General features: G+C 72.9%; 18 protein-coding genes and 1 tRNA gene. 8 read left to right on the top strand and 11 right to left on the bottom strand.

Annotated features, from left to right (window positions below):
- Positions 1-254: 254 nt before the first annotated feature.
- The 3 genes from ABD899_RS07455 (at position 255) to ABD899_RS07445 (ending at position 5,027) form a co-directional block, all read left to right on the top strand.
- The gene (locus tag ABD899_RS07455) at positions 255-1,517 is read left to right on the top strand and encodes an IniB N-terminal domain-containing protein (protein ID WP_345204179.1); all 1,263 of its coding nucleotides are present in this window, start codon (positions 255-257) and stop codon (positions 1,515-1,517) included.
- Between the two features lie 163 nt (positions 1,518-1,680).
- Complete coding sequence (locus ABD899_RS07450) at positions 1,681-3,507, top strand: dynamin family protein (protein ID WP_345204178.1); 1,827 nt, start codon at positions 1,681-1,683, stop codon at positions 3,505-3,507.
- The gene (locus ABD899_RS07445; RefSeq protein WP_345204177.1) at positions 3,504-5,027 is read left to right on the top strand and encodes a dynamin family protein; all 1,524 of its coding nucleotides are present in this window, start codon (positions 3,504-3,506) and stop codon (positions 5,025-5,027) included. Before ABD899_RS07450 ends, ABD899_RS07445 begins: the two co-directional genes overlap by 4 nt.
- On the opposite strand, the gene ABD899_RS07440 is transcribed toward ABD899_RS07445, so the two are convergent.
- The 3 genes from ABD899_RS07440 to ABD899_RS07430 all read right to left on the bottom strand — a co-directional run bounded on the left by ABD899_RS07440 (position 5,020) and on the right by ABD899_RS07430 (position 7,112).
- Complete coding sequence (locus ABD899_RS07440; RefSeq protein WP_345204176.1) at positions 5,020-5,631, bottom strand: hypothetical protein; 612 nt, start codon at positions 5,629-5,631, stop codon at positions 5,020-5,022. The two genes, ABD899_RS07445 and ABD899_RS07440, sit on opposite strands and share 8 nt — an antisense overlap.
- Before the next feature lie 165 nt (positions 5,632-5,796).
- On the bottom strand, positions 5,797-6,738 hold the full coding sequence (locus ABD899_RS07435) for a cold-shock protein (protein ID WP_345204174.1): 942 nt from the start codon (positions 6,736-6,738) through the stop codon (positions 5,797-5,799).
- A 297-nt stretch (positions 6,739-7,035) separates the two neighbouring features.
- Positions 7,036-7,112, bottom strand: a tRNA-Ile gene (locus ABD899_RS07430).
- A 162-nt stretch (positions 7,113-7,274) separates the two neighbouring features.
- Between ABD899_RS07430 and ABD899_RS07425 the strand changes: the two genes are divergently transcribed.
- Both ABD899_RS07425 and ABD899_RS07420 read left to right on the top strand, forming a co-directional pair.
- On the top strand, positions 7,275-7,790 hold the full coding sequence (locus ABD899_RS07425) for a hypothetical protein (RefSeq protein ID WP_345204171.1): 516 nt from the start codon (positions 7,275-7,277) through the stop codon (positions 7,788-7,790).
- 230 nt (positions 7,791-8,020) lie between these two features.
- A complete protein-coding gene (locus ABD899_RS07420; RefSeq protein WP_345204168.1) occupies positions 8,021-8,536 on the top strand; it encodes a DUF3145 domain-containing protein in 516 nt (171 codons plus the stop codon).
- Between the two features lie 128 nt (positions 8,537-8,664).
- Here ABD899_RS07420 and fabF read toward each other — a convergent pair whose 3' ends face one another.
- The 8 genes from fabF to fdhD all read right to left on the bottom strand — a co-directional run bounded on the left by fabF (position 8,665) and on the right by fdhD (position 18,940).
- The gene (fabF, locus tag ABD899_RS07415) at positions 8,665-9,906 is read right to left on the bottom strand and encodes a beta-ketoacyl-ACP synthase II (RefSeq protein WP_345204165.1); all 1,242 of its coding nucleotides are present in this window, start codon (positions 9,904-9,906) and stop codon (positions 8,665-8,667) included.
- Between the two features lie 114 nt (positions 9,907-10,020).
- On the bottom strand, positions 10,021-10,269 hold the full coding sequence (locus ABD899_RS07410; RefSeq protein ID WP_345204163.1) for an acyl carrier protein: 249 nt from the start codon (positions 10,267-10,269) through the stop codon (positions 10,021-10,023).
- Positions 10,270-10,339: 70 nt separating this feature from the next.
- Positions 10,340-11,359 (bottom strand): beta-ketoacyl-ACP synthase III, encoded by a 1,020-nt coding sequence (locus tag ABD899_RS07405; protein WP_345204160.1) that lies wholly within the window; start codon positions 11,357-11,359, stop codon positions 10,340-10,342.
- The gene (locus ABD899_RS07400) at positions 11,356-12,291 is read right to left on the bottom strand and encodes an ACP S-malonyltransferase (protein ID WP_345204158.1); all 936 of its coding nucleotides are present in this window, start codon (positions 12,289-12,291) and stop codon (positions 11,356-11,358) included. Before ABD899_RS07400 ends, ABD899_RS07405 begins: the two co-directional genes overlap by 4 nt.
- A gap of 99 nt (positions 12,292-12,390) precedes the next feature.
- Complete coding sequence (locus tag ABD899_RS07395; protein ID WP_345204155.1) at positions 12,391-13,581, bottom strand: PucR family transcriptional regulator; 1,191 nt, start codon at positions 13,579-13,581, stop codon at positions 12,391-12,393.
- 142 nt (positions 13,582-13,723) lie between these two features.
- The gene (gene argG / locus ABD899_RS07390; protein ID WP_345204153.1) at positions 13,724-15,151 is read right to left on the bottom strand and encodes an argininosuccinate synthase; all 1,428 of its coding nucleotides are present in this window, start codon (positions 15,149-15,151) and stop codon (positions 13,724-13,726) included.
- A gap of 56 nt (positions 15,152-15,207) precedes the next feature.
- Positions 15,208-17,991, bottom strand: a complete 2,784-nt coding sequence (gene aceE, locus ABD899_RS07385; protein ID WP_345204150.1) for a pyruvate dehydrogenase (acetyl-transferring), homodimeric type — start codon at positions 17,989-17,991, stop codon at positions 15,208-15,210.
- Between the two features lie 103 nt (positions 17,992-18,094).
- Positions 18,095-18,940 (bottom strand): formate dehydrogenase accessory sulfurtransferase FdhD, encoded by an 846-nt coding sequence (fdhD, locus tag ABD899_RS07380; RefSeq protein WP_345204147.1) that lies wholly within the window; start codon positions 18,938-18,940, stop codon positions 18,095-18,097.
- A gap of 88 nt (positions 18,941-19,028) precedes the next feature.
- Between fdhD and ABD899_RS07375 the strand changes: the two genes are divergently transcribed.
- The 3 genes from ABD899_RS07375 to ABD899_RS07365 are packed head-to-tail and all read left to right on the top strand — an operon-like array spanning position 19,029 to position 21,928.
- Positions 19,029-19,847 (top strand): alpha/beta fold hydrolase, encoded by an 819-nt coding sequence (locus tag ABD899_RS07375; RefSeq protein WP_345204145.1) that lies wholly within the window; start codon positions 19,029-19,031, stop codon positions 19,845-19,847.
- A gap of 15 nt (positions 19,848-19,862) precedes the next feature.
- Positions 19,863-20,381, top strand: coding sequence for a PH domain-containing protein (locus ABD899_RS07370; protein WP_345204142.1), 519 nt, complete (start codon positions 19,863-19,865; stop codon positions 20,379-20,381).
- On the top strand, positions 20,378-21,928 hold the full coding sequence (locus tag ABD899_RS07365; RefSeq protein ID WP_345204140.1) for a PH domain-containing protein: 1,551 nt from the start codon (positions 20,378-20,380) through the stop codon (positions 21,926-21,928). The genes ABD899_RS07370 and ABD899_RS07365 overlap by 4 nt, the downstream gene beginning before the upstream one ends.
- Position 21,929: the final 1 nt, after the last annotated feature.

Below are 21,929 nucleotides of genomic sequence, written 5' to 3'. Positions count from 1 at the left end.
CGCCGCACCTCGACCCCGGCCCGTGCACCCCTGCCCGCCGGGGCCGTCCCGTGACCGAAGGAGCACGGAACGCAGCGGCAGATACCTGTCATCGTCCCCCATCCACCCCCCGTCCACCACCGGAATGCCCCTAACGGTGGGTGAAGAACAGGGGGACGCTCCCCGATGCGGCGACAGGGTGCCGTCCGTAGCGTCCTCACCACGAACGCTTCTCGCTCGTGACCACGGAATGCACCGACATTGGGAGGGACCTCATGGCCATCACGACCAGCCTGCTCGACTTCATCCTCAACCTGCTGCGTGACGACGACGCCGCCGCGGAGTACAACGCCGACCCCGAGGCGGCCCTCGCCCGCGCCGGCCACGGCGACCTCACCTGCGAGCAGGTCGACGCCGTGCGACCTGTCGTCCTCGACTACGCCGAGGTCGACCAGGGCGACCACGAGCGCGAGTACGAGACGGGCGGCAACAGCGTCTCCTACGGGGACAGCTCGCCGAGCGGCAGTGGCGGCAACGGAGGTGGCGGCGGCGGCAACGGAGGTGGACACGGCCACGGCCATGACCGCGACGACGACCACGGCCACGGCCACGGACGTGACCGCGACGACGACCACGGCCACGGCCGCGACGACGACGACGACCACAGCCACGCGGTGGCCCAGCTCACGTCGATCGTCAACAACTACACGTACTCGACGTCCATCGACGACCGGGACACCGTCACCGACCAGTCGGTGAACCAGAACATCTGGGCGGACGGCGACGTGACCCAGCTCTTCGACAACGACGCCATCATCGCGTCCGGCGACGGCGCCATCGCCGCCGGCGGGAGCGTGGCCGTCGGTTCCTTCAACGAGGACTCCTACAACACCGACAACTCGGTCGAGGTCGAGGACTCCTTCAACGACAACAGCGACAACTCGGTCAACACCTGGATCGACGACTCCTTCAACGACAACAGCGACAACTCGGTCGAGAACGAGGACTCCTTCAACGACAACAGCGACAACTCGGTCACGGACAACAGCGACAACTCGGTCACCACCGTGATCGAGGACTCGTTCACCATCGACGCCTCGACCGAGGACAACGACGGCATCGACAACGACGGTGGCGACAACGACGGCATCGACGTCGACAACTCGGGCAACTCCAGCACGACCGAGGACAACGACGGCATCGACAACGACGGTGGCGACAACGACGGCATCGACGTCGACAACGCGGGCAACGACAACTCCGACGACGACGGCATCGACAACGACGGTGGCGACAACGACGGCATCGACGTCGACAACGCGGGCAACGACAACTCCGACGACGACGGCATCGACAACGACGGCGGCGACAACGACCTGGTCGACGACGACTCCGTCCAGGTGGAGGACTCCTTCACCGTCGACACCGAGGGCTCGTTCAACGAGGACAACTCCGACGACGACTTCATCGACAACGACGGTGGCGACAACGACGTGGTCGACGACGACTCCGACGACGACGGTGTCGACCTCCTCTGAGTGACACGGCAGCCCAGGCGGCCCGGCGGTTCATGCCGGGCCGCCTGGGCCGTGTCGTCCACCCCGACGCCCTGTCGGGAGCCGAGGGGATTGCTAGGCTTCACGGCGCAGGGCCGGCGGTGGCGGGGTCCGCCGGCTCGACGACGTCAAGGGGTCATGCAACGTGTCACGTCAGCCGCTGACACCGGCCGAGCTGCTCGAGCACGCCGCAGCCGCGTGCCGGACGCACGAGCGCAGCGACCTGCTGTCTCGCCTCGAGCACACCCGCCGCCGCCTCGCCGACCCCGAGGTGCGGGTGCTCGTCGTCGGTGAGTACAAGCAGGGAAAGAGCCAGCTCGTCAACGCCCTCGTCAACGCCCCGGTCTGCCCGGTCGACGACGACGTCGCGACGGCCATCCCGACGGACGTGTCGTACGGCGACCCACCCTCGGCCCACGTGCTGCTGGCCCCGGACGAGCTGACCGAGGAGGCGCCCGTCCCCGAGGTCCGGGAGGTGGCCATCGACGCCCTGACGTCCTACGTGCTCCAGCACCGCAGCCGGGTCGACGGCCAGCGGGTCGTCGGTGCCCGAGCTCGGCTCCCCCGCGCCCTCCTGCGCGAGGGCCTCGTGCTCGTCGACACCCCCGGCGTCGGGGGGCGAGCGGCGACTCACTCCGCGGCCACCCTGGCCGCCCTCCCCACGGCCGACGCGGTCCTCCTCGTCACTGATGCGTCCAGCGAGTTCACCGCCCCGGAGCTGGCGTTCCTCCGGGACGCGATGGCGGCCTGCCCGACGGTGGCCGTCGTGCTGTCCAAGACCGACCTCCACCCCGCCTGGCGTCGGGTCCGCGAGCTCGACGTGGCACACCTCGACGAGGCGGGGATCTCCGTCCCGGTCATCCCGGTCTCCTCGACCCTGCGGCTGGCCGCCGCGAGGCACCGCGACGCCCGGGTCAACGCGGAGTCGGGGTTTCCCGAGCTCATCGCCCACCTGCACCACCGGGTCCTCGCGCGGCGCGACGAGCTGCTCGCCGAGTCCACCGCCCATGACGTGCGGGCGGTCGCCGCGGGCCTGCGCGCCGCCCTCACTGCGGAGCTGGCCGCGCTCGAGGACCCCAGCTCACTCCCGGAGCTCGTGTCGGGGCTCAACGCTGCCAAGGAACGAGTGGCCGAGCTCAAGCGCCGGTCGTCGCGGTGGCAGACGACCCTCGCCGACGGGATGGCGGACCTCAACGCCGACCTCGACCACGACCTGCGGGACCGGTTGCGCATCGTCGTGCGCGAGGCCGAGGACGCCATCGATGCCGGGGACCCCGCCGAGCGCTGGGACGACTTCGCCCAGTGGTTCGAGCACCGGGTCTCGAGGGGGCTGGAGGACACCTTCCTCTGGGCCGACCGGAACGCCATGTGGTTGCTCGAGCAGGTCGGCCAGCACTTCGCGGAGGATGCCCAGTCGGCCGCGCCCCAGCTTCGCCTCAGGGACACGACCGGCCTCATCGACCCGGTCCATGCGCTCGGGACGGTCGACTCCGGTCACCTCAACCTGGTGCAGAAGGTGCTCATCGGGATGCGCGGGTCCTACGGCGGCATCCTCATGTTCGGGCTCCTCACCGGGCTGGCGGGCATGGCGCTGGTCAACCCCATCTCGATCGGCGCCGGGCTGCTGCTCGGCACCAAGGCCTACCGGGAGGATGCCGAGACCCGGCTCAAGCGTCGCCGCGCCGAGGCGAAGCAGCTCGTCAAGAAGTACGCGGACGACGTCGTCTTCTACGTCGGCAAGCAGCTGAGGGACCGACTGCGCGGGGTGCAGCGAACCGTGCGGGAGCACTACACGTTGGTCGCCGACGGGATGGCGTCCGGCATCGCCGAGACCCTGGCCAGTGCCAAGCGCAACGAGGAGGCGACGGCCGCCGAGCGACGGGCTCGCCTGGTCGTGGTGCGCCGCAGCCTCGACGAGCTCGACGAGCTCGACGCCCTGACCGACCGCCTCGTCGCGAGGCCGTCGACATGAGGGCGCGCCGGACGTCGGAGCGGGCCAGGACCCTGCTCGACCGTGGCCTCGACGTCGTCGACGACGACGATGTCCGGGCACGGCTCGTCGCGGCCCGGGACCGGCTCGACGAGCCGATCAGGGTCGCCCTCGCCGGCCGGCTCAAGGCAGGCAAGTCCACCTTGATCAACGCCTTCCTCGGGGAGCAGGTCGCCCCGACGGACACGGGTGAGTGCACGCGGGTCGTCACGTGGTACCGGGGTGGCGCGAGTCCGCGGGTGCGCGTCGTCCTGCGCGACGGCGCGCGGGTGGAGCGCCCGGTCCACCGGGTGGAGGGTCGCCTGCGGCTCGACACCGGCGGGCGCCCCATCGACGAGGTCCTGCGCATCGAGGTCACCTGGCCGTCGCCGGCCCTCTCCGACCTCACCCTCATCGACACACCCGGCCTGGCCTCGCTCTCGGAGGAGATCAGCGTCTCCTCGATGAACGCGCTCGTGCCCGGCGGGTCCGCCTCCGAGGTCGACGCGGTGGTCTACCTCCTGCGCCACCTGCACGCCAGCGACGCCGACTTCCTCTCGGCGTTCCGTGAGCACCAGGGCGCGGCGGCCAACCCGGCGACGACCCTCGGGGTCCTCTCCCGGGCGGACGAGGTGGGCGCCGGACGGCTCGACGCCCTCCTCGGTGCGGCCAAGGTCGCCGGACGCTACCGGGACGACCCGTTCGTCCGGCTCGCGTGCGTCGACGTCGTGCCGGTGGCCGGCCTGCTGGCCGAGGGCGCGCGCACGATGCGCCAGTCCGAGTTCGAGGCGCTGCGGGCGTTGTCCGCGCTCGGGCGCGAACGACGCGAGAACCTCCTGCTCTCCGCCGACCGGTTCGCCCGTGTGCCGCTCGAGGACCCGGCGGCCTCGCCGGAGGTGCGCGCTCGGCTGCTCGACCGGTTCGGGGTGTACGGCATCCGGCTGGCGACCGTGCTCGTCCGTGACGGCTTCGGCACGGCCAGCGCGCTCGCGGACGAGCTCGTGCGGCGCAGCGGGCTCGACGAGGTCAGCCGCATCCTCACGGTGCAGTTCGCCGGCCGGGCCGACGCCCTCAAGGCACGGACCGCACTCCTCACGCTGCACCGCGAGCTGTCCGCTCGTGGCCCCGACCTCCACGAGCTGCGCGACGACGTGGAGTCGGCGCTGCGCGACGTCCACGAGCACGCCGAGATGCGCCTGCTCGCCGAGCTGCGCACCTCGCACGCGCCCGCGCTGGGCGCCCCCGACCTGGAGGAGGCGGACCGGGTCCTGGGCGGGCGCGGGACGTCCGCTGCCGAGCGGCTCGGCACCCCGGCCGGGATGCCGCACCACGGCATGCTCGATGCGGCGCTGGCCCAGCTGCGCCACTGGCGCACGGTCGCGAGCGACCCGGATCACGGCGCGGCCGAGATCGCCGCGGCGCACACCGTCATCCGCACGCTGGAAGGCCTGGTCCTCGAGCTCGAGGAGGTCGGCCCGGCCGCAGCGGAGCACGGCGAGGACAGGGCACCGAGCCTCAGCTGACGTCCTCGGGGGGTTCCCGCCGGTGCACCCATGCGGAGAACCCGGGGGCGAAGGACCCGATGACGGCGGCGAGCGCGACGGCGACGCCGAGGAAGAGGGTCGCCGTGAGGAGCCAGCCCTGCCACGCCGTGCCGGGCACGAGCAGGGAGGCGAGCACGGCGACCACGAGGTGCAGGAGGACGACGGGAACCGTGACGAACCGTGGCCACGTGTGCCGTCCCGACAGGGCTCGGACCAGGGCGAGCTCGAGCACGAGCACGACGGCCAGCACCGCCACGACCCCGAGCACGACCCGGCGGGTGGCGGTCTCGAGGACCGTGACGGAGAACGTCGGGTCCCGCTCGAGCAGCGCCTCCTCGAGGTGGGTGGCGAGACCGCCGCGCGTCAGGATCATCGTGACGAGGGCGAAGAAGGTGAGGGTCAGTGAGGCCTGCCAGAGCCGCAGGGTGCGTCGTACCGCGCTCGGTACGGCGCCGGGCCCGCTGAGCGGCGCCGGCTCGTGGCCCCCGAGTGCCGGCCGCTCGGGGCGGGCCGGGCCGGGGCCCTGCGGCGGCACTCCCGCGAAGGGAGGCGACGCGGGTGGGTGCGGCGGGTCGTCGTGCATGCCCTGCCCAGCCTCCTGGTCCCCCGGCGGGATCCCGGTCGTGACCGTGGACCCCTGTTCGTCGCCAGCGTAGTACCGAGGCATCGCGGCCCGGAGGGGTTCGACGAGTGTGCGGCTGGATCGGGACACACCTGAGCAGCAGCTCCGCCCCGACCGCCGTTGCGCTCACACCCGTTCGACGCGGTCGGCCTGTGGTCCTCGATCGCTCTGTCGCACCTGGTACCGGACCCGATCGCCCGGGTGCAGCGCCTCGGCGCCTCGAAGGACCGACACGTGCACGAACAGGTCCGCACCTCCCGCGTCCGGGGCGATGAAGCCGAACCCCCGCGCCTCGTCGTAGCGCGCGACCACTCCCTCGCCGCCGCGCACCGGGACCTCGGATGCCCCCAGGTGTCTGGACCGGGCGCGGGCCGCCGACGTCGCGGGCGCACCCCGCGGTGTCGAGCTGCGCGCGAGGCGCACGTCGCGAGCCTGCGGACCCCTCTCGCTCGCGACGGTGTCGTACGTCACCCGGCCCCCCTCGCTCAGCTCCGGGAGCCCGTCGGCCAGCGCCCGCACGTGGACGAAGACGTCTTGGCCGCCCGAATCGGGGGTGATGAACCCGAAGCCCTTGTCCCCGTCGTACCAGGACACGGTGCCGTCCGCCCCATCGGAAGCCCCGGCCTGCTGGGCGGCCTGGGCCCCCAAGGGGAGCACATGGTCAGCCTGCGGTCCCTTCTCCCCGTCGACGACGAGGAACGCCACCCGCTGCCCCTGCGAGAGCACGCCGCCCCCCACGATGGCCGAACTGTGCACGAAGACCTCTCCACCACCGCCATCGGGCGTGATGAAGCCGTACCCCTTGGCAGGCTCGTACCAAGCGACGGTGCCGAGCACGCCCAGTGGTGTGTCGGCGGCCTGGTCGGCCGTGACCCGCACGCGGCGTGCCTGCGGGCCGCGATCCCCCTCACCGATCTCGAACTCGACCACCTGCCCCTCCCGCAGCAGCTTCACCGCGTCGTCGCTGACGATCTCGGACGCATGCACGTACAGGTCCTCCGCCTCCTGCCGGGCGATGAAGCCGAACCCCCGGTCAGCATCGAACCAGCGCACGGTTCCCTCGATCACGGCTGACTCCTTGTCGAAGCGACGGTCGGTGTTCCCCCAGTGTCCCCGACGGCACTGCGACAACCGCCCGGCACCAGGCGGGGGCTCGCACCGTCGTGGCAACGCCCCACGGCGACGTCCACGACTCCCGGTGCCGTGCCGACCGCGGCAGGAGCGGATGTTCCGCCTCCATCACGGATGAGTCCGGTGATGCACACCGCGCGACAGAACGCGCCCTCTGCATCACCCTGTGCCCAGCCCTCCGCGGAACCCCGTGCAACAGCCGGCCCATGGTGCATGGCCGCGACCTGGCACACATGGTGGGGCGTGTCGGGCTTGAACCGACGACCGGCGGATTATGAGTCCGCTGCTCTGACCGACTGAGCTAACGCCCCGCGCCCGGATGCCGTGCGCCGCCGGGCGCCGTGAGCCTACCGGGGCGCTCGCCTCGTCGCCGGACGCGGATCCACAGGTGGCGCAGGGGTGGGCGCCAGCCCCGCCACAGCGCTCGGCCGCACGGTGGTGACACCCATTCGACGTCCACCCAGGAGACTGTCATGCAGAACAAGCCCAAGACCCTCGTCCTCGCCGGGGCCGGCATCGCCGCCGCGGCCGCCCTCGGCCTCACGAGCGCCACGCTCGCGAGCGCGGCGGGGGAGACCGGGACCTCGTCCGCCGCGAGCACGGCATCCCCGAGCCCGGGCTCCTCGTCCGGGACGCCGAACGGGGCCGAGACCCGTGACGGCGGGGGCCGGGGGATGCACGACGGCGGGGGCACCCTCACCGCCGACGCGGCATCCAAGGCGGTGGCGGCCGCCCTGGCCGAGGTCGACGGCGGCACGGCGAACGGCGTGCGGGCGACCTCGAGCGGCACGTACGTCGTGCACGTCACGAGGAGCGACGACACCCACGTCCACGTGCTCGTCGACGCGTCCTTCGTGGTCACCTCGGTCGACGAGGGCCCCCAGGGTGGTCGAGGCCGTCCGGGTGGCCCGCCCGGCGCGGACAGCGACTCCGGCACCGGCTCGACGGACCCGAGCGACGCGAACGGCACGAGCAGCCCCGCGACCTGACCGGGCCCCCCCCGGGGCAGAGGCCTGTTTCGCATGGGATCGGTGAGATCGCTGGTGCCCGTGTGAAGCATGCGGCATGATGTCTCCCACAACGGCACCGCAGCGTGCCCGCACAGCATGACGGCACGGCATCCGGCCCGGGTGAGGACCCGGCCACCGGCAGACCCGGACCACACATCGCGCGCACCGGCGTTGGGGAAGACGTCCCTCGCACGCGAAGGAGGCCCAGGATGTCTGTCTCGATGCCGCGCACCCTGACGCGGGGAGTGGTCTACGTCCACTCGACCCCCAAGGCGTTGTGCCCGCACATCGTCTGGGCGATCGAGGCTGTCCTCGGTGCCCGCGTGGGCGTCGACTGGACGGACCAGCCCGCCGCCCCCGGTCTCGTGCGCGCCGAGCTGAGCTGGGCGGGCGAGGCCGGCACCGGCGCCCGGATCGCGTCGGCGCTGCGCGGCTGGGACAAGCTGCGCTACGAGGTGACCGAGGAGCCGAGCGCCGGCTGCGACGGCTCGCGCTGGTCGCACACCCCACGCCTGGGCATCCACCACACGTGGACGTCCGCGAACGGCGACGCCGTCGTCAACGAGGACCGGCTGCGCGAGGTCGTCATGCTCGCCCAGGGCAGCCCCGAGGCGATGCAGGAGATGATCGAGGAGATCCTCGGCACCGACTGGGACGACGAGCTCGAGCCCTTCCGGTACGCCGGGGACGGCGCGCCGGTGCGCTGGTTGCACAAGGTCGGCTGACGCACGACGCAGCCCCCCGGGAGGAAGCGGGGGGCTGCGTCGTGTCGCGCGCGGGCCGGCGGCTCGGCGGAGCGGGACCGGCGGCTCGGCGGAGCGGGACCGGCGGCTCGGCGGAGCGGGACCGGCGCTCAGACGCTCGTGACGACGAGCGCGACGTTGTGGCCACCGAACCCGAAGGAGTTGTTGAGCGCCGCGATGTCACCGGAGGGCAGGGTGCGGTGCTCGCCGCGCACGACGTCGAGGTCGATCTGGTCGTCGAAGTCGTCGATGTTGATCGCGGCCGGGGCGACGCGGTGGTGCACCGACAGCACGGCGAGCAGCCCCTCGAGGGCGCCGGCGGCCCCGAGGAGGTGACCCGTCATCGACTTCGTGGCGCTGACCGGCATCCCGTCGGCGGCGGCCCCGAAGGCGCGCCGGATGGCGTGGGCCTCGGCGACGTCGCCGACCGGCGTCGAGGTCGCGTGCGCGTTGATGTGCACGATGTCGGCCGCCGTCAGTCCCGCCCGCTCGACGGCCTCGAGCATGGCGCGGGACGCGCCCGCACCCTCGGGCTCCGGAGCGGTGATGTGGTGCGCGTCGGCCGACATGCCGATCGACGCGAACTCGGCGTAGATCCGCGCGCCGCGGGCCTTGGCGTGCTCGTACTCCTCGAGCACCATGACCGCCGCGCCCTCGCCCATGACGAACCCGTCACGGCCGGTGTCGTAGGGGCGCGAGGCCGCCGCGGGGTCGTCGTTGCGGGTCGAGAGGGCCTGCATCTGCGCGAACCCGGCGAACGGGAGCGGGTGGATGGCCGCCTCGGTGCCGCCGGCGACGACGACGTCGGCGCGGCCGGTGCGGATCATGTCGTACCCCGTGCCCATCGACTCCGCCCCGGAGGCGCAGGCGGACACGGTCGTGTGTGCCCCCGCACGGGCGCCGAGCTGGAGCGAGACGTTGCCGGCCGAGGTGTTCGGCATGAGCATCGGCACGGAGAGCGGGAACACCCGGCGCACCCCCTTCTCACGCAGCACGTCCCACTGGTCGAGAAGGGTCCACACGCCGCCGATGCCGGTGCCGATGGCGACACCGAGGCGCAGGGGGTCGACCTCGGGGGACCCGGCGTCCTCCATCGCCGCACGCGACGCGATGACGGCGTACTGGGCGCTCGGGTCCATCCGCCGGACCTCGACCTTGGTGAGCACCTCGTCGGGCTTCTGGGCGAGCGTGCACGCGAAGTGCACGGGGAGCTCGTAGCGCTCGAGCCACTCCGGCGGGAGGGGCTTGGCACCCGAGCGTCCCGCGAGGATGCCGTCCCAGGTCTCGGCGATCGTGCCGCCGAGCGGGGTGGTGGCACCGAGTCCGGTGACGACGACGCGTCGATCGCTCATGGCCTGCTGCTCCTTGTGGGAAGGGGACGGGGGTGTGGCTCGGGTGGCTCGTCATCCAGTGTCCGTCCCGGCCCCCCGGACGGGTAGGGGAGGGCCGGGGACGGACGACGTGGGTCAGGCCTGGTTCTTGGCGATGAAGCCGACGGCGTCGCCGACGGTCGTGAGGTTCTTGACCTCGTCGTCGGGGATGCGGACGCCGAACTTCTCCTCGGCGTTGACGACGATGGTCATCATCGACAGCGAGTCGATGTCGAGGTCGTCGGTGAACGACTTGTCGGACTGGACCTCGGAGGGCTCCAGACCGGTCTCCTCGTTGACGATCTCGGCGAGGCCGTCGAGGATCTCCTGCTCACTGAGTGCCATTGCGCTGCTCCTTCGATTCGGTGTGGGTGTGCTTGCTCGGCCCGGGTGACCCGTGGGCCCACGGGAGTGGTCAGGGGATGACGACGACCTGCGCGGCGTACGACAGGCCGGCGCCGAACCCGATCTGGAGCGCGAGGCCCCCGCTCGGGATCTGGCCCTTGCGCACCATCCGCTCCATCGCGAGGGGCACGGAGGCCGCGGACGTGTTCCCCGTGTAGGCGATGTCGCGGGCGATGGCGAGGCCGTCGGGCAGCTTGAGCTGCTTGACCATCGCGTCGATGATCCGCACGTTCGCCTGGTGGGGGACGAACGCGTCGAGCTGGTCGGCGGTGACACCGGCGGCGTCGAGGGCGCGCTGTGCGACGGGGGCCATGCCCCACACGGCCCAGCGGAAGACGGTCTGCCCCTGCATGCCGATGTGCGGCCAGCGCAGCTTCTGCTCGTGGACGTCGATCCAGCTCTCGGTCTGGCTGATGACGTCCCACTGGGCGCCGTCCGAGCCCCAGATCGTCGGGCCGATGCCGGGGGTGTCGGAGCGGCTCACGACGGCCGCGCCGGCGCCGTCGCCGAAGATGAACGCCGTGCCGCGGTCGTCGCGGCTCGTGAAGTCGGAGAGCCGCTCGACCCCGACGACGAGGACGTTCTCGGCGGAGCCGCCGCGGACCATGTCGTTGGCGAGGGCGATGCCGTGGCAGTAGCCGGCGCAGGCGGCCGAGATGTCGAGCGCCATGCCCTTGCTGCCGAAGCGCTCGGCGACGAGCGGGGCGGCGGCGGGGGTCTGGTACGGCCAGCTCACCGTGGCGACGAGGACGGCGTCGATGTCGGAGCCCGTGATCCCGGCCATCTCGAGCGCCGGCTCGGCGGCCATGACGGACATGTCGATGACCGACTCCCCGTCGCCGGCCCAGCGACGCTCGATGATGCCCGAGCGCTCGCGGATCCACTCGTCGGAGGAGTCGATGCGCTCGACGATCTCCGAGTTCGGCACGATGCGCCGCGGCCGGTAGCCGCCGATGCCGGCGATGCGCGCGTTCGCCACGGGTGTGGCGGAGCGCAGCGCCGTGGCGAAGCCCTTCGGGGTGGCGGTCATGCGGAGTGCTCCGTGATGAGGGTGCGGGCGGCGTCGAGGTCGTCGGGGGACTTCAGCGCGAGCAGCTCGACCCCCTTGAGGGCCCGCTTGGCGAGACCGACGAGCGTGCCGGCCGGCGGGAGCTCGATGATCGCGGTGACCCCGAGGGTCGTGAAGCGCTCCATGCACAGGTCCCACCGCACCGGGTTCGACACCTGGGCGACGAGCCGGTCGAGCACCTCGCGCCCGTCGGTGACGACCTGGCCGTCGCGGTTGGACACGAGGGTCACCCCGGGGTCGGACACGTCGTGGTCGGCGGCGGCGGCGCGCAGGGCGTCGGCGGCCGGGGCCATGTAGTGGGTGTGGAAGGCGCCCGCGACCTTGAGCGGGACGACCCGGGCCCGGGGGGGCGGGTCGGCGGCGAGCTCGTCGAGGGCGGGGAGCGAGCCCGCGGCGACGACCTGACCGGCGCCGTTGACGTTCGCCGGGGTGAGCAGGTGCCGGCCGATCGTCGCGAGGACGGCTCCGGGGTCACCGCCGAGCACGGCGCTCATCCCGGTCGGGGTCGCCGCGCTCGCCTCGGCCATCGAGCGGCCGCGCAGGGCGACGAAGCGCATGGCGTCCGCCTCGGAGAGCACACCCGCAGCGGCCGCGGCGGTGACCTCACCGACGGAGTGGCCGGCGAGCACCCCGCTCGACGGCACGGCATCCGTGCTCGAGGAGCCACCGCCGAGCGCCCGCAGCGCGAGCAGGCCGGCCCCGACGAGCAGCGGCTGGGCCACGGCGGTGTCCTTGATGGTGTCCTCGTCCGACGTCGTGCCGTGGGCGACGAGGTCGACCTCGGCCGCCTCGGACAGGGCGGTCAGCTGGTCACGCAGGCCGGGCAGCTCGAGCCACGGGGCGAGGAAGCCCGGGGTCTGGGAGCCCTGGCCGGGGCAGACGATGGCGATCACCCGTCCAGCCTGACGGCCCGGCCGTGACCGAACCGTGACGAACGGGGACGAACCTGCGCGCGAGGATTTGGAGGTTTCCTCCAAGCGGGATCGGGTTCCTCACGGGCGCGGACCGGTGCGGGCGGCCGGGCCGAGCCGGTGGAAGGCGAGGGCGATCCGTACCGTCTGGGCGTCGTGGGCGTCGGTGAGGTCGTAGCCGATCGCCTTCGTGATCCCGGCGAGGCGGTAGCGCACCGTGTTGGGGTGGACGATGAGGGCTCGGGCCGTGCCCTCGACCCCGCGCTCGCCGTCGAGGTAGGCCGCGGCCGTCTCGAGCAGGGTGCCGCCGGGGCTCTCCGCGAGGGGCCGGATGATGCGCGCGACGAGTGCCCCGCGGGCCGGGAGGTCCCCGAGCAGGGCCCGCTCGGCGAGGAGGTCGTCGGCGTGGACCGGGCGGGGGGCGCCCGCCCAGGCGGGGGCCGCGGCGTGGCCGGAGATCGCGGCGCGCGCGCTGCGACCGGCCGCGAACAGGTGCGGAACCGTGGGCCCGACGACGAGCGGACCGTCGCCGAGGTGGGGGTCGAGGGCGGTCGCGAGGCCGAGCGGGTCGGTGACGCTGCCGCCGATGCACACCATCCGCGGGCCGTGGATGGCGACGAGCAGCTCGACCCCGAGGCGCCGGGCCGCGCGGTGCAGGTCGGTGAGTACGGGCGCGGTGGCGCCCGGCGGTGTCGAGCCGACGACGACGGCGACCTTCGTGACGGCGCCCCACCCCAGGGCCGCGGCCCGGGACTGCATCGAGTCGTCGGCCTCGCCGCGCAGCACGGCGTCGACGACGAGCGACTCGAGCCGGGCGTCCCAGGCGCCTCGCGCCTCGGCGGCCTGGGCGTAGACCTCGGCGGCGGAGAAGGCCACCTCTCGGCTGTAGCGCAGCACCGCCTCGCGGGCCAGGTCGCCCTCCCCGGGCGCCGCGAGGTCGGCGATCTCGCGCTCGACGACGGCGATGACGGTGCGGATGAGGTCGAGGGTCTGCCCGAGCGAGATCGACCGGGTCAGCTCGCGGGGGGCGGTGCCGAACACGTCGGCCGTCACCGCCGGGCGCGCCTGCTCGCCGCCGAACCACTCGAGGAAGGAGGAGATGCCGGCCTGTGCGACGAGGCCGACCCAGGAGCGGTTCTCGGCGGACAGGGCGCGGTACCACTCGTGGTCGGCCTCCATCTGCTGCACGGCGGCCGCGCCGAGGTCCCCGGCGGCCCGCGCGACCCGGCCGCGGGTGGCGGCCGACGGCAGCGGGCGGCGGGCGGACGGCATACGGCGCAGTCTATTTGTGTGCGGTGCACAACCCCCGCGCGGCTGGGGTTCATCGGGTGACGCGAGAAACTCCGGCTGTCCGGAGAAGGGTTGTCGGGGGAAGCCGAGGCTTCCCGCGGGACGTGGACCGGATGCCGTCGCGTCAGTCGGTGCCGGACTCCATCGCGGCGCGGTCGAGGGCGTCGTCGTCGGCCACCGCGACCTCGGGGTTGGCGGTGATCCGGTCGTAGCCCCCGGCGGGCAGCTCCCCGAAGAGGGTCCCGTGCTCGACGAGGAGCTGGCCCTGGTCGACCGGCTGCCCCGCGTACACCTCGAGCTTGGCGCGGGTGTCGGCGATGTCGAGGTTGCGCATCGTCAGCTGACCGATCCGGTCGCCCGGCCCGAAGGCGGCGTTCTCGACGCGCTCCATGGACAGGCGGTCCGGGTGGTAGCTGAAGTTCTCGCCCCGGGTGTCGACGATCGAGTAGTCCTCGCCGCGCCGCAGCCGCAGGGTGACCTGGCCGGTGACGACCGACGCGACCCACCGCTGGAGCGCCTCGCGCAGCATGAGGCTCTGCGGGTCGAGCCAGCGGCCCTCGTAGAGCAGGCGGCCGAGCCGGCGCCCCTCCGCGTGGTAGTTGGCGATGGTGTCCTCGTTGTGCACCGCGTTGAGGAGGCGCTCGTACGCGATGTGCAGCAGCGCCATTCCGGGGGCCTCGTAGATGCCGCGCGACTTGGCCTCGATGATCCGGTTCTCGATCTGGTCCGACATGCCGATGCCGTGCCGGCCGCCGATCGTGTTCACCTCGTCGACGAGGGCGACCGGGTCGAGGACCCGCCCGTTGACGGCGACCGGCCGGCCCTGGACGAAGGTGAGGGTGACGTCCTCGGTCTCGATCGCGACCGAGGGGTCCCAGAACCGCACGCCCATGATGGGCTCGACGACCTCCATCGGCTCGTCGAGGTGCTCGAGGGTCTTGGCCTCGTGGGTGGCACCCCAGATGTTCGCGTCGGTCGAGTAGGCCTTCTCCTGGCTCGACCGGTACGGCAGGTCCCGTGCGGTGAGCCAGGCGCTCATCTCGTGCCGCCCGCCGAGCTCGGCGACGAAGTCGGCGTCGAGCCACGGCTTGTAGATGCGCAGGTTGGGGTTGGCGAGCAGGCCGTAGCGGTAGAACCGCTCGATGTCGTTGCCCTTGAACGTCGAGCCGTCACCCCAGATCTCGACGTCGTCGGCGTGCATCGCGCGCACGAGGAGGGTGCCGGTCACGGCGCGGCCCAGGGGAGTGGTGTTGAAGTAGGTCCGGCCGCCGGTGCGGATGTGGAACGCCCCGCAGGCGAGGGCCGACAGGCCCTCCTCGACGAGCGCACCCCGGCAGTCGACGAGCCGGGCGACCTCGGCGCCGTACTGGGCGGCGCGCTCGGGCACGGTGTCGATCTCCGGCTCGTCGTACTGCCCGAGGTCGGCGGTGTAGGTGCAGGGGACGGCCCCCTTCTCACGCATCCACGCGACGGCGACCGAGGTGTCGAGACCCCCGGAGAAGGCGATGCCGACGCGCTCGCCGACGGGCAGGGAGGTCAGGACCTTGGACACGATGCAAGACTATACAGACCTCTGCATATACACAAACGCGGCAACCGCCAGGGGTGTCAGCTGTCGCCGCCCTCGTTGCCGGACGACCCGGCGGTGACGTCGGACAGCCGGTAGCGGCGGGCCGCCTCGAGCGGCACCGACGCGTCGACCTCGCCCCGGGCGGCGAGCGACTGCAGGGCCCGGACCGCCATCGACGGGCCGTCGATGTGGAAGAACCGCCGGGCCGCGGGCCGGGTGTCGGAGAAGCCGAACCCGTCGGCGCCGAGCGAGGCGAAGTCGCCGGGGACCCACTGCCGGATCTGGTCCTGGACGGCCCGCATGTAGTCCGAGACCGCGAGCACCGGCCCGGGGCGTCCCGCGAGCTGCTGGGTCACCCACGGCACGGGGGCGTCCTGCTCGGGGCGGAGGAACGCGGCCTCGTCGCAGCGCAGCCCGTCGCGGCGCAGCTCGTTCCACGAGGTCACCGAGAAGACGTCGGCGACGACGTGCCAGTCGTTGCGCAGCAGCTCCTGGGCCTCGAGGGCCCAGGACATCCCGACCCCGGACGCGAGCAGCTGCACCCGCGGCGCACCGTCGGGCAGCCCCTGGGTCGAGCCCTCGGCGTAGAGGTACATACCGCGCAGGATGCCGTCGCGGTCGACGTTCTCGGGCTCGGCGGGCTGCACCTGCGGCTCGTTGTAGACCGTGAGGTAGTAGATGACGTTGCGCTGGTCGTCGGTCAGCGAGTCGTCCGTGCCGTACATCCGGTGCAGGCCGTCCTGGACGATGTGCGCGATCTCGTAGGCGAACGCCGGGTCGTAGTGCACGACGGCGGGGTTCGTCGAGGCGAGGAGCGGGGAGTGCCCGTCGGCGTGCTGCAGGCCCTCGCCCGTGAGCGTCGTGCGCCCGGCCGTGGCCCCGATGAGGAAGCCGCGGGTCATCTGGTCGGCCGCCGCCCAGATCGAGTCGCCGGTGCGCTGGAACCCGAACATCGAGTAGAAGACGTAGATCGGGATCATCGGCTGGCCGTGCGTCGCGTAGCTCGACCCGGCCGCGGTGAACGCCGCGACCGAGCCGGCCTCGTTGATGCCGAGGTGGAGGATCTGGCCGTCCTGGGCCTCGCGGTAGGCGAGCATGAGCTCGGCGTCGACCGGGGTGTAGTTCTGGCCGTGCGGGTTGTAGATCTTGATCGTCGAGAAGAAGCTGTCCATCCCGAAGGTGCGCGCCTCGTCGGGGATGATCGGCACGATCCGCTGGCCGAACTCCTTGTCGCGCATGAGGTCCTTGAGCAGCCGCACGAAGGCCATCGTCGTCGCGACCTGCTGCTTGCCCGAGCCCTTCTTGACCTGGGCGTAGGCCGAGTCGTCGGGCAGGTGGACCGGGGCGTGCGCCACCCGGCGCTGCGGCACCCCGCCGCCGAGCTTGGCCCGGCGCTCGAGGGCGTACTGGATGACCTCGTCGTCGCTGCCCGGGTGGTAGTACGGCGCGTTGTACGGGTCCTTCTCGAGCTGGTCGTCGCTGATCGGGATCTGCAGGCTGTCCCGGAACGTCTTGAGGTCCTCGAGGGTGAACTTCTTCATCTGGTGGGTGGCGTTGCGCGCGGCGAACGTCGTGCCGAGGCCGTAGCCCTTGATCGTCTTCGCGAGGATGACGGTCGGCTGCCCGGTGTGCGAGATCGCCGCCCGGTAGGCCGCGTAGACCTTGTGGTAGTCGTGGCCGCCGCGCTTGAGCTTCCACCAGATGTCCTCGTCGGTCCAGTCGGCGACGAGCTTGCGGGTGCGCGGGTCGCGGTCGAAGAACCGCTCGCGCACGTGCCGGCCGTCGTTGGCCCGGAAGGTCTGGTAGTCGCCGTCGGACGTGGAGTTCATGAGGTGGACGAGGGCGCCGTCGCCGTCGGCGGCGAGGAGCGGGTCCCAGCCGCGGCCCCACACGACCTTGATGACGTTCCAGCCCGCACCCCGGAAGAAGGCCTCGAGCTCCTGGATGATCTTGCCGTTGCCGCGCACCGGGCCGTCGAGGCGCTGCAGGTTGCAGTTGACGACGAAGGTGAGGTTGTCGAGCTCCTCCCCGGCCGCGAGCTGGAGCAGGCCGCGCGACTCCGGCTCGTCCATCTCACCGTCGCCGAGGTAGGCCCACACGTGCTGGTCGCTCGTGTCCTTCAGACCGCGGTTGTGGAGGTACTTGTTGAACTGCGCCTGGTAGATCGCGTTCATCGGGCCCAGGCCCATCGACACCGTCGGGAACTCCCAGAAGTCCGGCATGAGGCGCGGGTGGGGGTAGGACGGGATCGCGAGCGGCGAGCCGTCGACGACGTGGGACTTCTCCTGGCGGAAGCCGTCGAGGCGGTCCGCGGACAGCCGGCCCTCGAGGAAGGCCCGCGCGTACATGCCGGGGGAGGCGTGGCCCTGGAAGAAGACCTGGTCGCCCCCGCCGGGGTGGTCCTTGCCGCGGAAGAAGTGGTTGAAGCCGACCTCGTAGAGCGTCGCCGCGGACGCGTAGGTCGAGATGTGGCCGCCGACGCCGATGCCCGGGCGCTGCGCGCGGTGCACGATCATCGCGGCGTTCCAGCGCAGGTAGGCCCGGAAGCGGCGCTCGACGTGCTCGTCGCCGGGGAACCAGGGCTCCTGCTCGGGGCTGATCGTGTTGACGTAGTCGGTCGTCGTCAGGGACGGCACGCCGACCTGCATGGCGCGCGAGCGCTCGAGCAGGCGCAGCATGAGGTAGCGGGCCCGCATCCGGCCCGGGCCGTCGATGACCGCGTCGAGGCTGTCGAGCCACTCCTGGGTCTCGGCCGGGTCGATGTCCGGCAGGTGCGTCGGGATGCCGTTGAGGATGGGTCCGACGTCTTCGCGGGAGCTCACGCGATCGTCCTTTCGCCGATGGCCACGGTGACGCGCCCGGGTGGCGGCGCGTTCGCGCCCCATCTTTCACCCGATCGTCGCCGCCCGCCCAATCGCGTTCACGCTACCGGCCGGTAGGGCCGAGGACCCGGTCCGCGCGGGCGTACAGCGAGAAGTGCGGGGGCCGCGTGAACGCGGCGAGCGTGATCCCCCGGTCCCGGGCCAGCTCGACGGCCAGGGACGTCGGTGCGCCGACGGCGACGACGGCCGGGATCCCGACGACGCCGGCCTTCTGGACGATCTCGAAGCTCGCCCGGGCGCTCACGACGAGCACCGTCCCGGCGAGCGGGAGGGCGCCCTCCCGGGCGGCCGCACCGACGACCTTGTCGACGGCGTTGTGCCGTCCGACGTCCTCGCGCACGTGCAGCAGCTCACCGGATGCCGTCGCGAGGCCGGCGGCGTGCACCCCGCCGGTGCGGTCGAAGACCGGCTGGCGAGCCCGCAGCGCCCCGGGCAGCCCGGCCACGACGTCGGGGGGCAGCACGAGCGGGTCGTCGGCCACGGCATACCGGCTCGCCGTGCGCACGGCCTCGATCGAGGCCGAGCCGCAGACCCCGCAGGCGCTCGTCATCGCCTCCGTCCGCTCGCGCGCCGGACGGTGGGGGACGACCCCGGGGGCCAGGGTGACCTCGACGACGTTGAACGTCGGAGACCCCGACGCGTCGACGTCGGTGCAGTGCATGAGCGTCGCGACCTCGTCGGCGGCGTGGAGCAGCCCCTCGGTGAGGAGGTGGCCGATGGCGAGGTCGAAGTCGTCACCCGGGGTGCGCATCGTCGTCGTCAGCGGGGCGTCGCCGAGGCGCATCTCGAGGGGCTCCTCCACCGCGACGGTGTCGGGGCGCTCGACGGGGGCGCCACCCGCCGTGACGTCGACCCGCGTCCGCGGGACGCGTGTCGTGACCCGTCCCATGCGGTCATCCAAACACACGACGAGGCCGGTGTTGCGGGGTGCGGAACGGCGGGCGCGGGCACCCGTCGCGACGGCCTACGGTCCCGGCATGAGCGAGAACCCCGAGATCGGCTCGTCCGTCGACGTCGACGGCATCGCGACGAACCACCACCGGGCGGGCTCGGGCCCGGTCGTCCTCCTCGTCCACGGCTCCGGGCCCGGCGTGTCCGCCTGGGCGAACTGGCGGCTCACGATCCCCGCGCTCGCCGAGCGCTTCACGGTCGTCGCGCCGGACATCGTCGGGTTCGGGTTCACCGACCGACCGGAGGGGTTCGACTACTCCCTCGACTCGTGGCGCGCGCACCTCCTCGGCTTCGCCGACGCGCTGGGGCTCGACCGCTTCTCCATGGTCGGCAACAGCTTCGGGGGCGCCCTCGCCCTGTCGATGGCGGCCCACGCACCGGAGCGCGTCGACCGGCTCGTCCTCATGGGCGCGGCCGGGGTGTCGTTCCCCATCACCGAGGGCCTGGACCGGGTCTGGGGCTACGAGCCGTCCCTGGAGACGATGCGCGGCCTGCTCGACGTCTTCGCCTTCGACCCCGCGTTCGCGACCGACGAGCTCGCCGAGCTGCGCTACGCGGCCTCCGTCCGCCCGGGGTTCCAGGAGTCGTTCGCGGCGATGTTCCCCGCGCCACGCCAACGGTGGGTCGACGCCCTCGCCACCCCGGAGGACGTCATCGCCGCCCTGCCGCACCGCACCCTCGTCGTCCACGGCCGCGACGACCGGGTCATCCCGCTGTCGAACTCCTACCGCCTGCTCGAGCTCGTCGACGACGCGCAGCTGCACGTGTTCGGCCGCTGCGGGCACTGGACCCAGATCGAGCACGCGGGCGAGTTCAACCGGCTCGTCGGCGACTTCCTCGCCTGAGGCAGACTGGGGGTCATGACCGACCCCACCCCCGCGACGCCCGAGCGCCAGGCGGAGGTGACCCTCCACGGCGGTGAGCTGCCCTGGCGGCCGGTGTCGCCCGGGCTGACCCGGGTCCGGCTCATCACGCTCGCCGCCGTGCTGCTGCCGGTCCTCGTCGCCGCCCTCGTCGTCGGGCTCCTCGTCACCCGCTGGGCCCTCGTCGGAGCCCTCGCCGTCGTGCTCGCCGGCCTGTGGGGTGCGTGGCTCGTCGCGCGGCAGGTCAGCGCGATCTCGTGGGTCGAGCTCGACGAGGAGATCGTCATCCGCAAGGGCCGCCTCTTCCGCTCGCTCGTGAGCGTCCCCTACGGCCGCCTCCAGTACGTCGACATCCAGTCCGGCCCGCTCGCCCGGGCGCACGGCATCGCGTCGTGCGAGATCCACACCGCCTCGCCGGAGAGTGGTGGCTCCCTCCCCGGCCTGCCGGTCGCCGAGGCCGAGGCCCTGCGCGCCCGGCTCGCGGCGCGCGGCGAGGCGCAGCGGGCCGGCCTGTGACCGCAGCCGGTCCGCAGCCCCCGGGGGAGTGGCAGCGGCTCCACCCGCTCTCACCCCTGCTGCGCGGCGGGCTCGTGCTCCTCGCCCTCCTCGGGTACGCCGCCTCCCAGGTCTTCGACAGCGTCCTCGCCTCGGTCGGGTTCGGTGGCATGGTGCCCGGTCCCGACCTCGACGAGGGGCCCGGGGGAGAGGGGCCGTTCGAGCAGGCGATCGCCCACCCGCTGCTCGCCCTCGTCGCCCTGCTGCTCTTCCTCGCCGTCATCGCGCTCGTCAACTGGGTCTCCTGGCGCTTCTCGCGGTTCCGGGTGGGGGGCGGGCAGGTCGAGCTGCGTCAGGGGGTGCTCTTCCGCCAGCACCGCCAGGTGCGCCTCGAGCGGGTGCAGGCCGTCGAGCTGTCCCGGCCGCTCCTCGCGCGGATGCTCGGCCTGGCGAGGGTCGTCGTGCAGTCCGCCGGGGGCTCGGACTCCACGCTCACCCTGTCCTTCGTCGACCTGGTCCGCGCCGAGGCGCTGCGCGAGCACCTCCTCGACCTCGCCGGACGGTCCGACGAGGCGACGACGGCCGGCCGGGCGGCGCCCACGACCCCGGACGCCGTCATCGGTGCCGGCCACCCCGTCCTCGAGGTGCCGAACGGCCGTCTCTTCGTCGCGACGATCCTCCACGGCTCGACGATCCTCCTCGGGGTCGTCGTCGTCGGCGCCCTGCTCGTCGCGGGGGTGCGCAGCGTCGGACCCCTCGCCCTCGCCGGCGTGCCGGCCCTGCTCCCCGTCGCCATCGCCGTCGGCCTCAACCGCGCCAAGGAGCTGCTGACCCACGGCAACTTCCGGCTCGCGGACGCCGGCACCGGGGTGCGGGTCCAGGAGGGGCTCACCGACCTGCGCACGACGACGATCCCGCTGCACCGCATCCAGGCCCTCGAGCTCGTGCAGCCGCTGTGGTGGCGGCCGGTCGGGTGGTGGCGGATCCGCGTCAACGTCGCCGGTTCCGGCGGCTCGGGTGACGGGGAGGGGGAGCGCGAGACGACCCTGCTGCCCGTGGGCACCCTCGACGAGGCGCTGCGCGTCCTCGGCCTCCTCGCGCCCGGCGTCCCGGCGCCCGGGTGGACGGTGGCCGTGCTCGGCGACGGGCCGGACCCGGGCTGGCGGGGGCTGCCCGAGCGCGCCCGGGTGCTCGACCCGGTCGCCTGGCGTCGCGCGGCGTGGGCCGACGCCGCGTCGGCGGTGCTGCTGAGGTCGGGCCGGCTCACCCGCCGGGCCGTCGCCGTGCCGCACGCCCGGATCCAGTCGGTGACCCTGCGCCAGGGGTGGCTGCAGTCCCGGCTGCGGCTCGCCACCGTGCACGTCGTGCCCGCGCCGGGTCCGGTGGCCCCGGTGCTCGCGCACCTGGACTGCGACGAGGCCGAGCTGCTCCTCGCCGACGTCACCGAGCGGGCCCGGGTCGCCCGGCGCCGGAGCGGTCCGCGACCCGGATCGCTTGCACCCGACCCACCGGGGTTGGTGGACTGGACCCGGCACCCGCCGCCCCCCGAGGAACGAGAGAGGCACTGAG

It is taken from the genome of Fodinibacter luteus (assembly GCF_039541575.1).
GTDB lineage: Bacteria > Actinomycetota > Actinomycetes > Actinomycetales > Dermatophilaceae > Fodinibacter > Fodinibacter luteus.
This window is presented reverse-complemented; position numbering and strand designations above follow the sequence as displayed.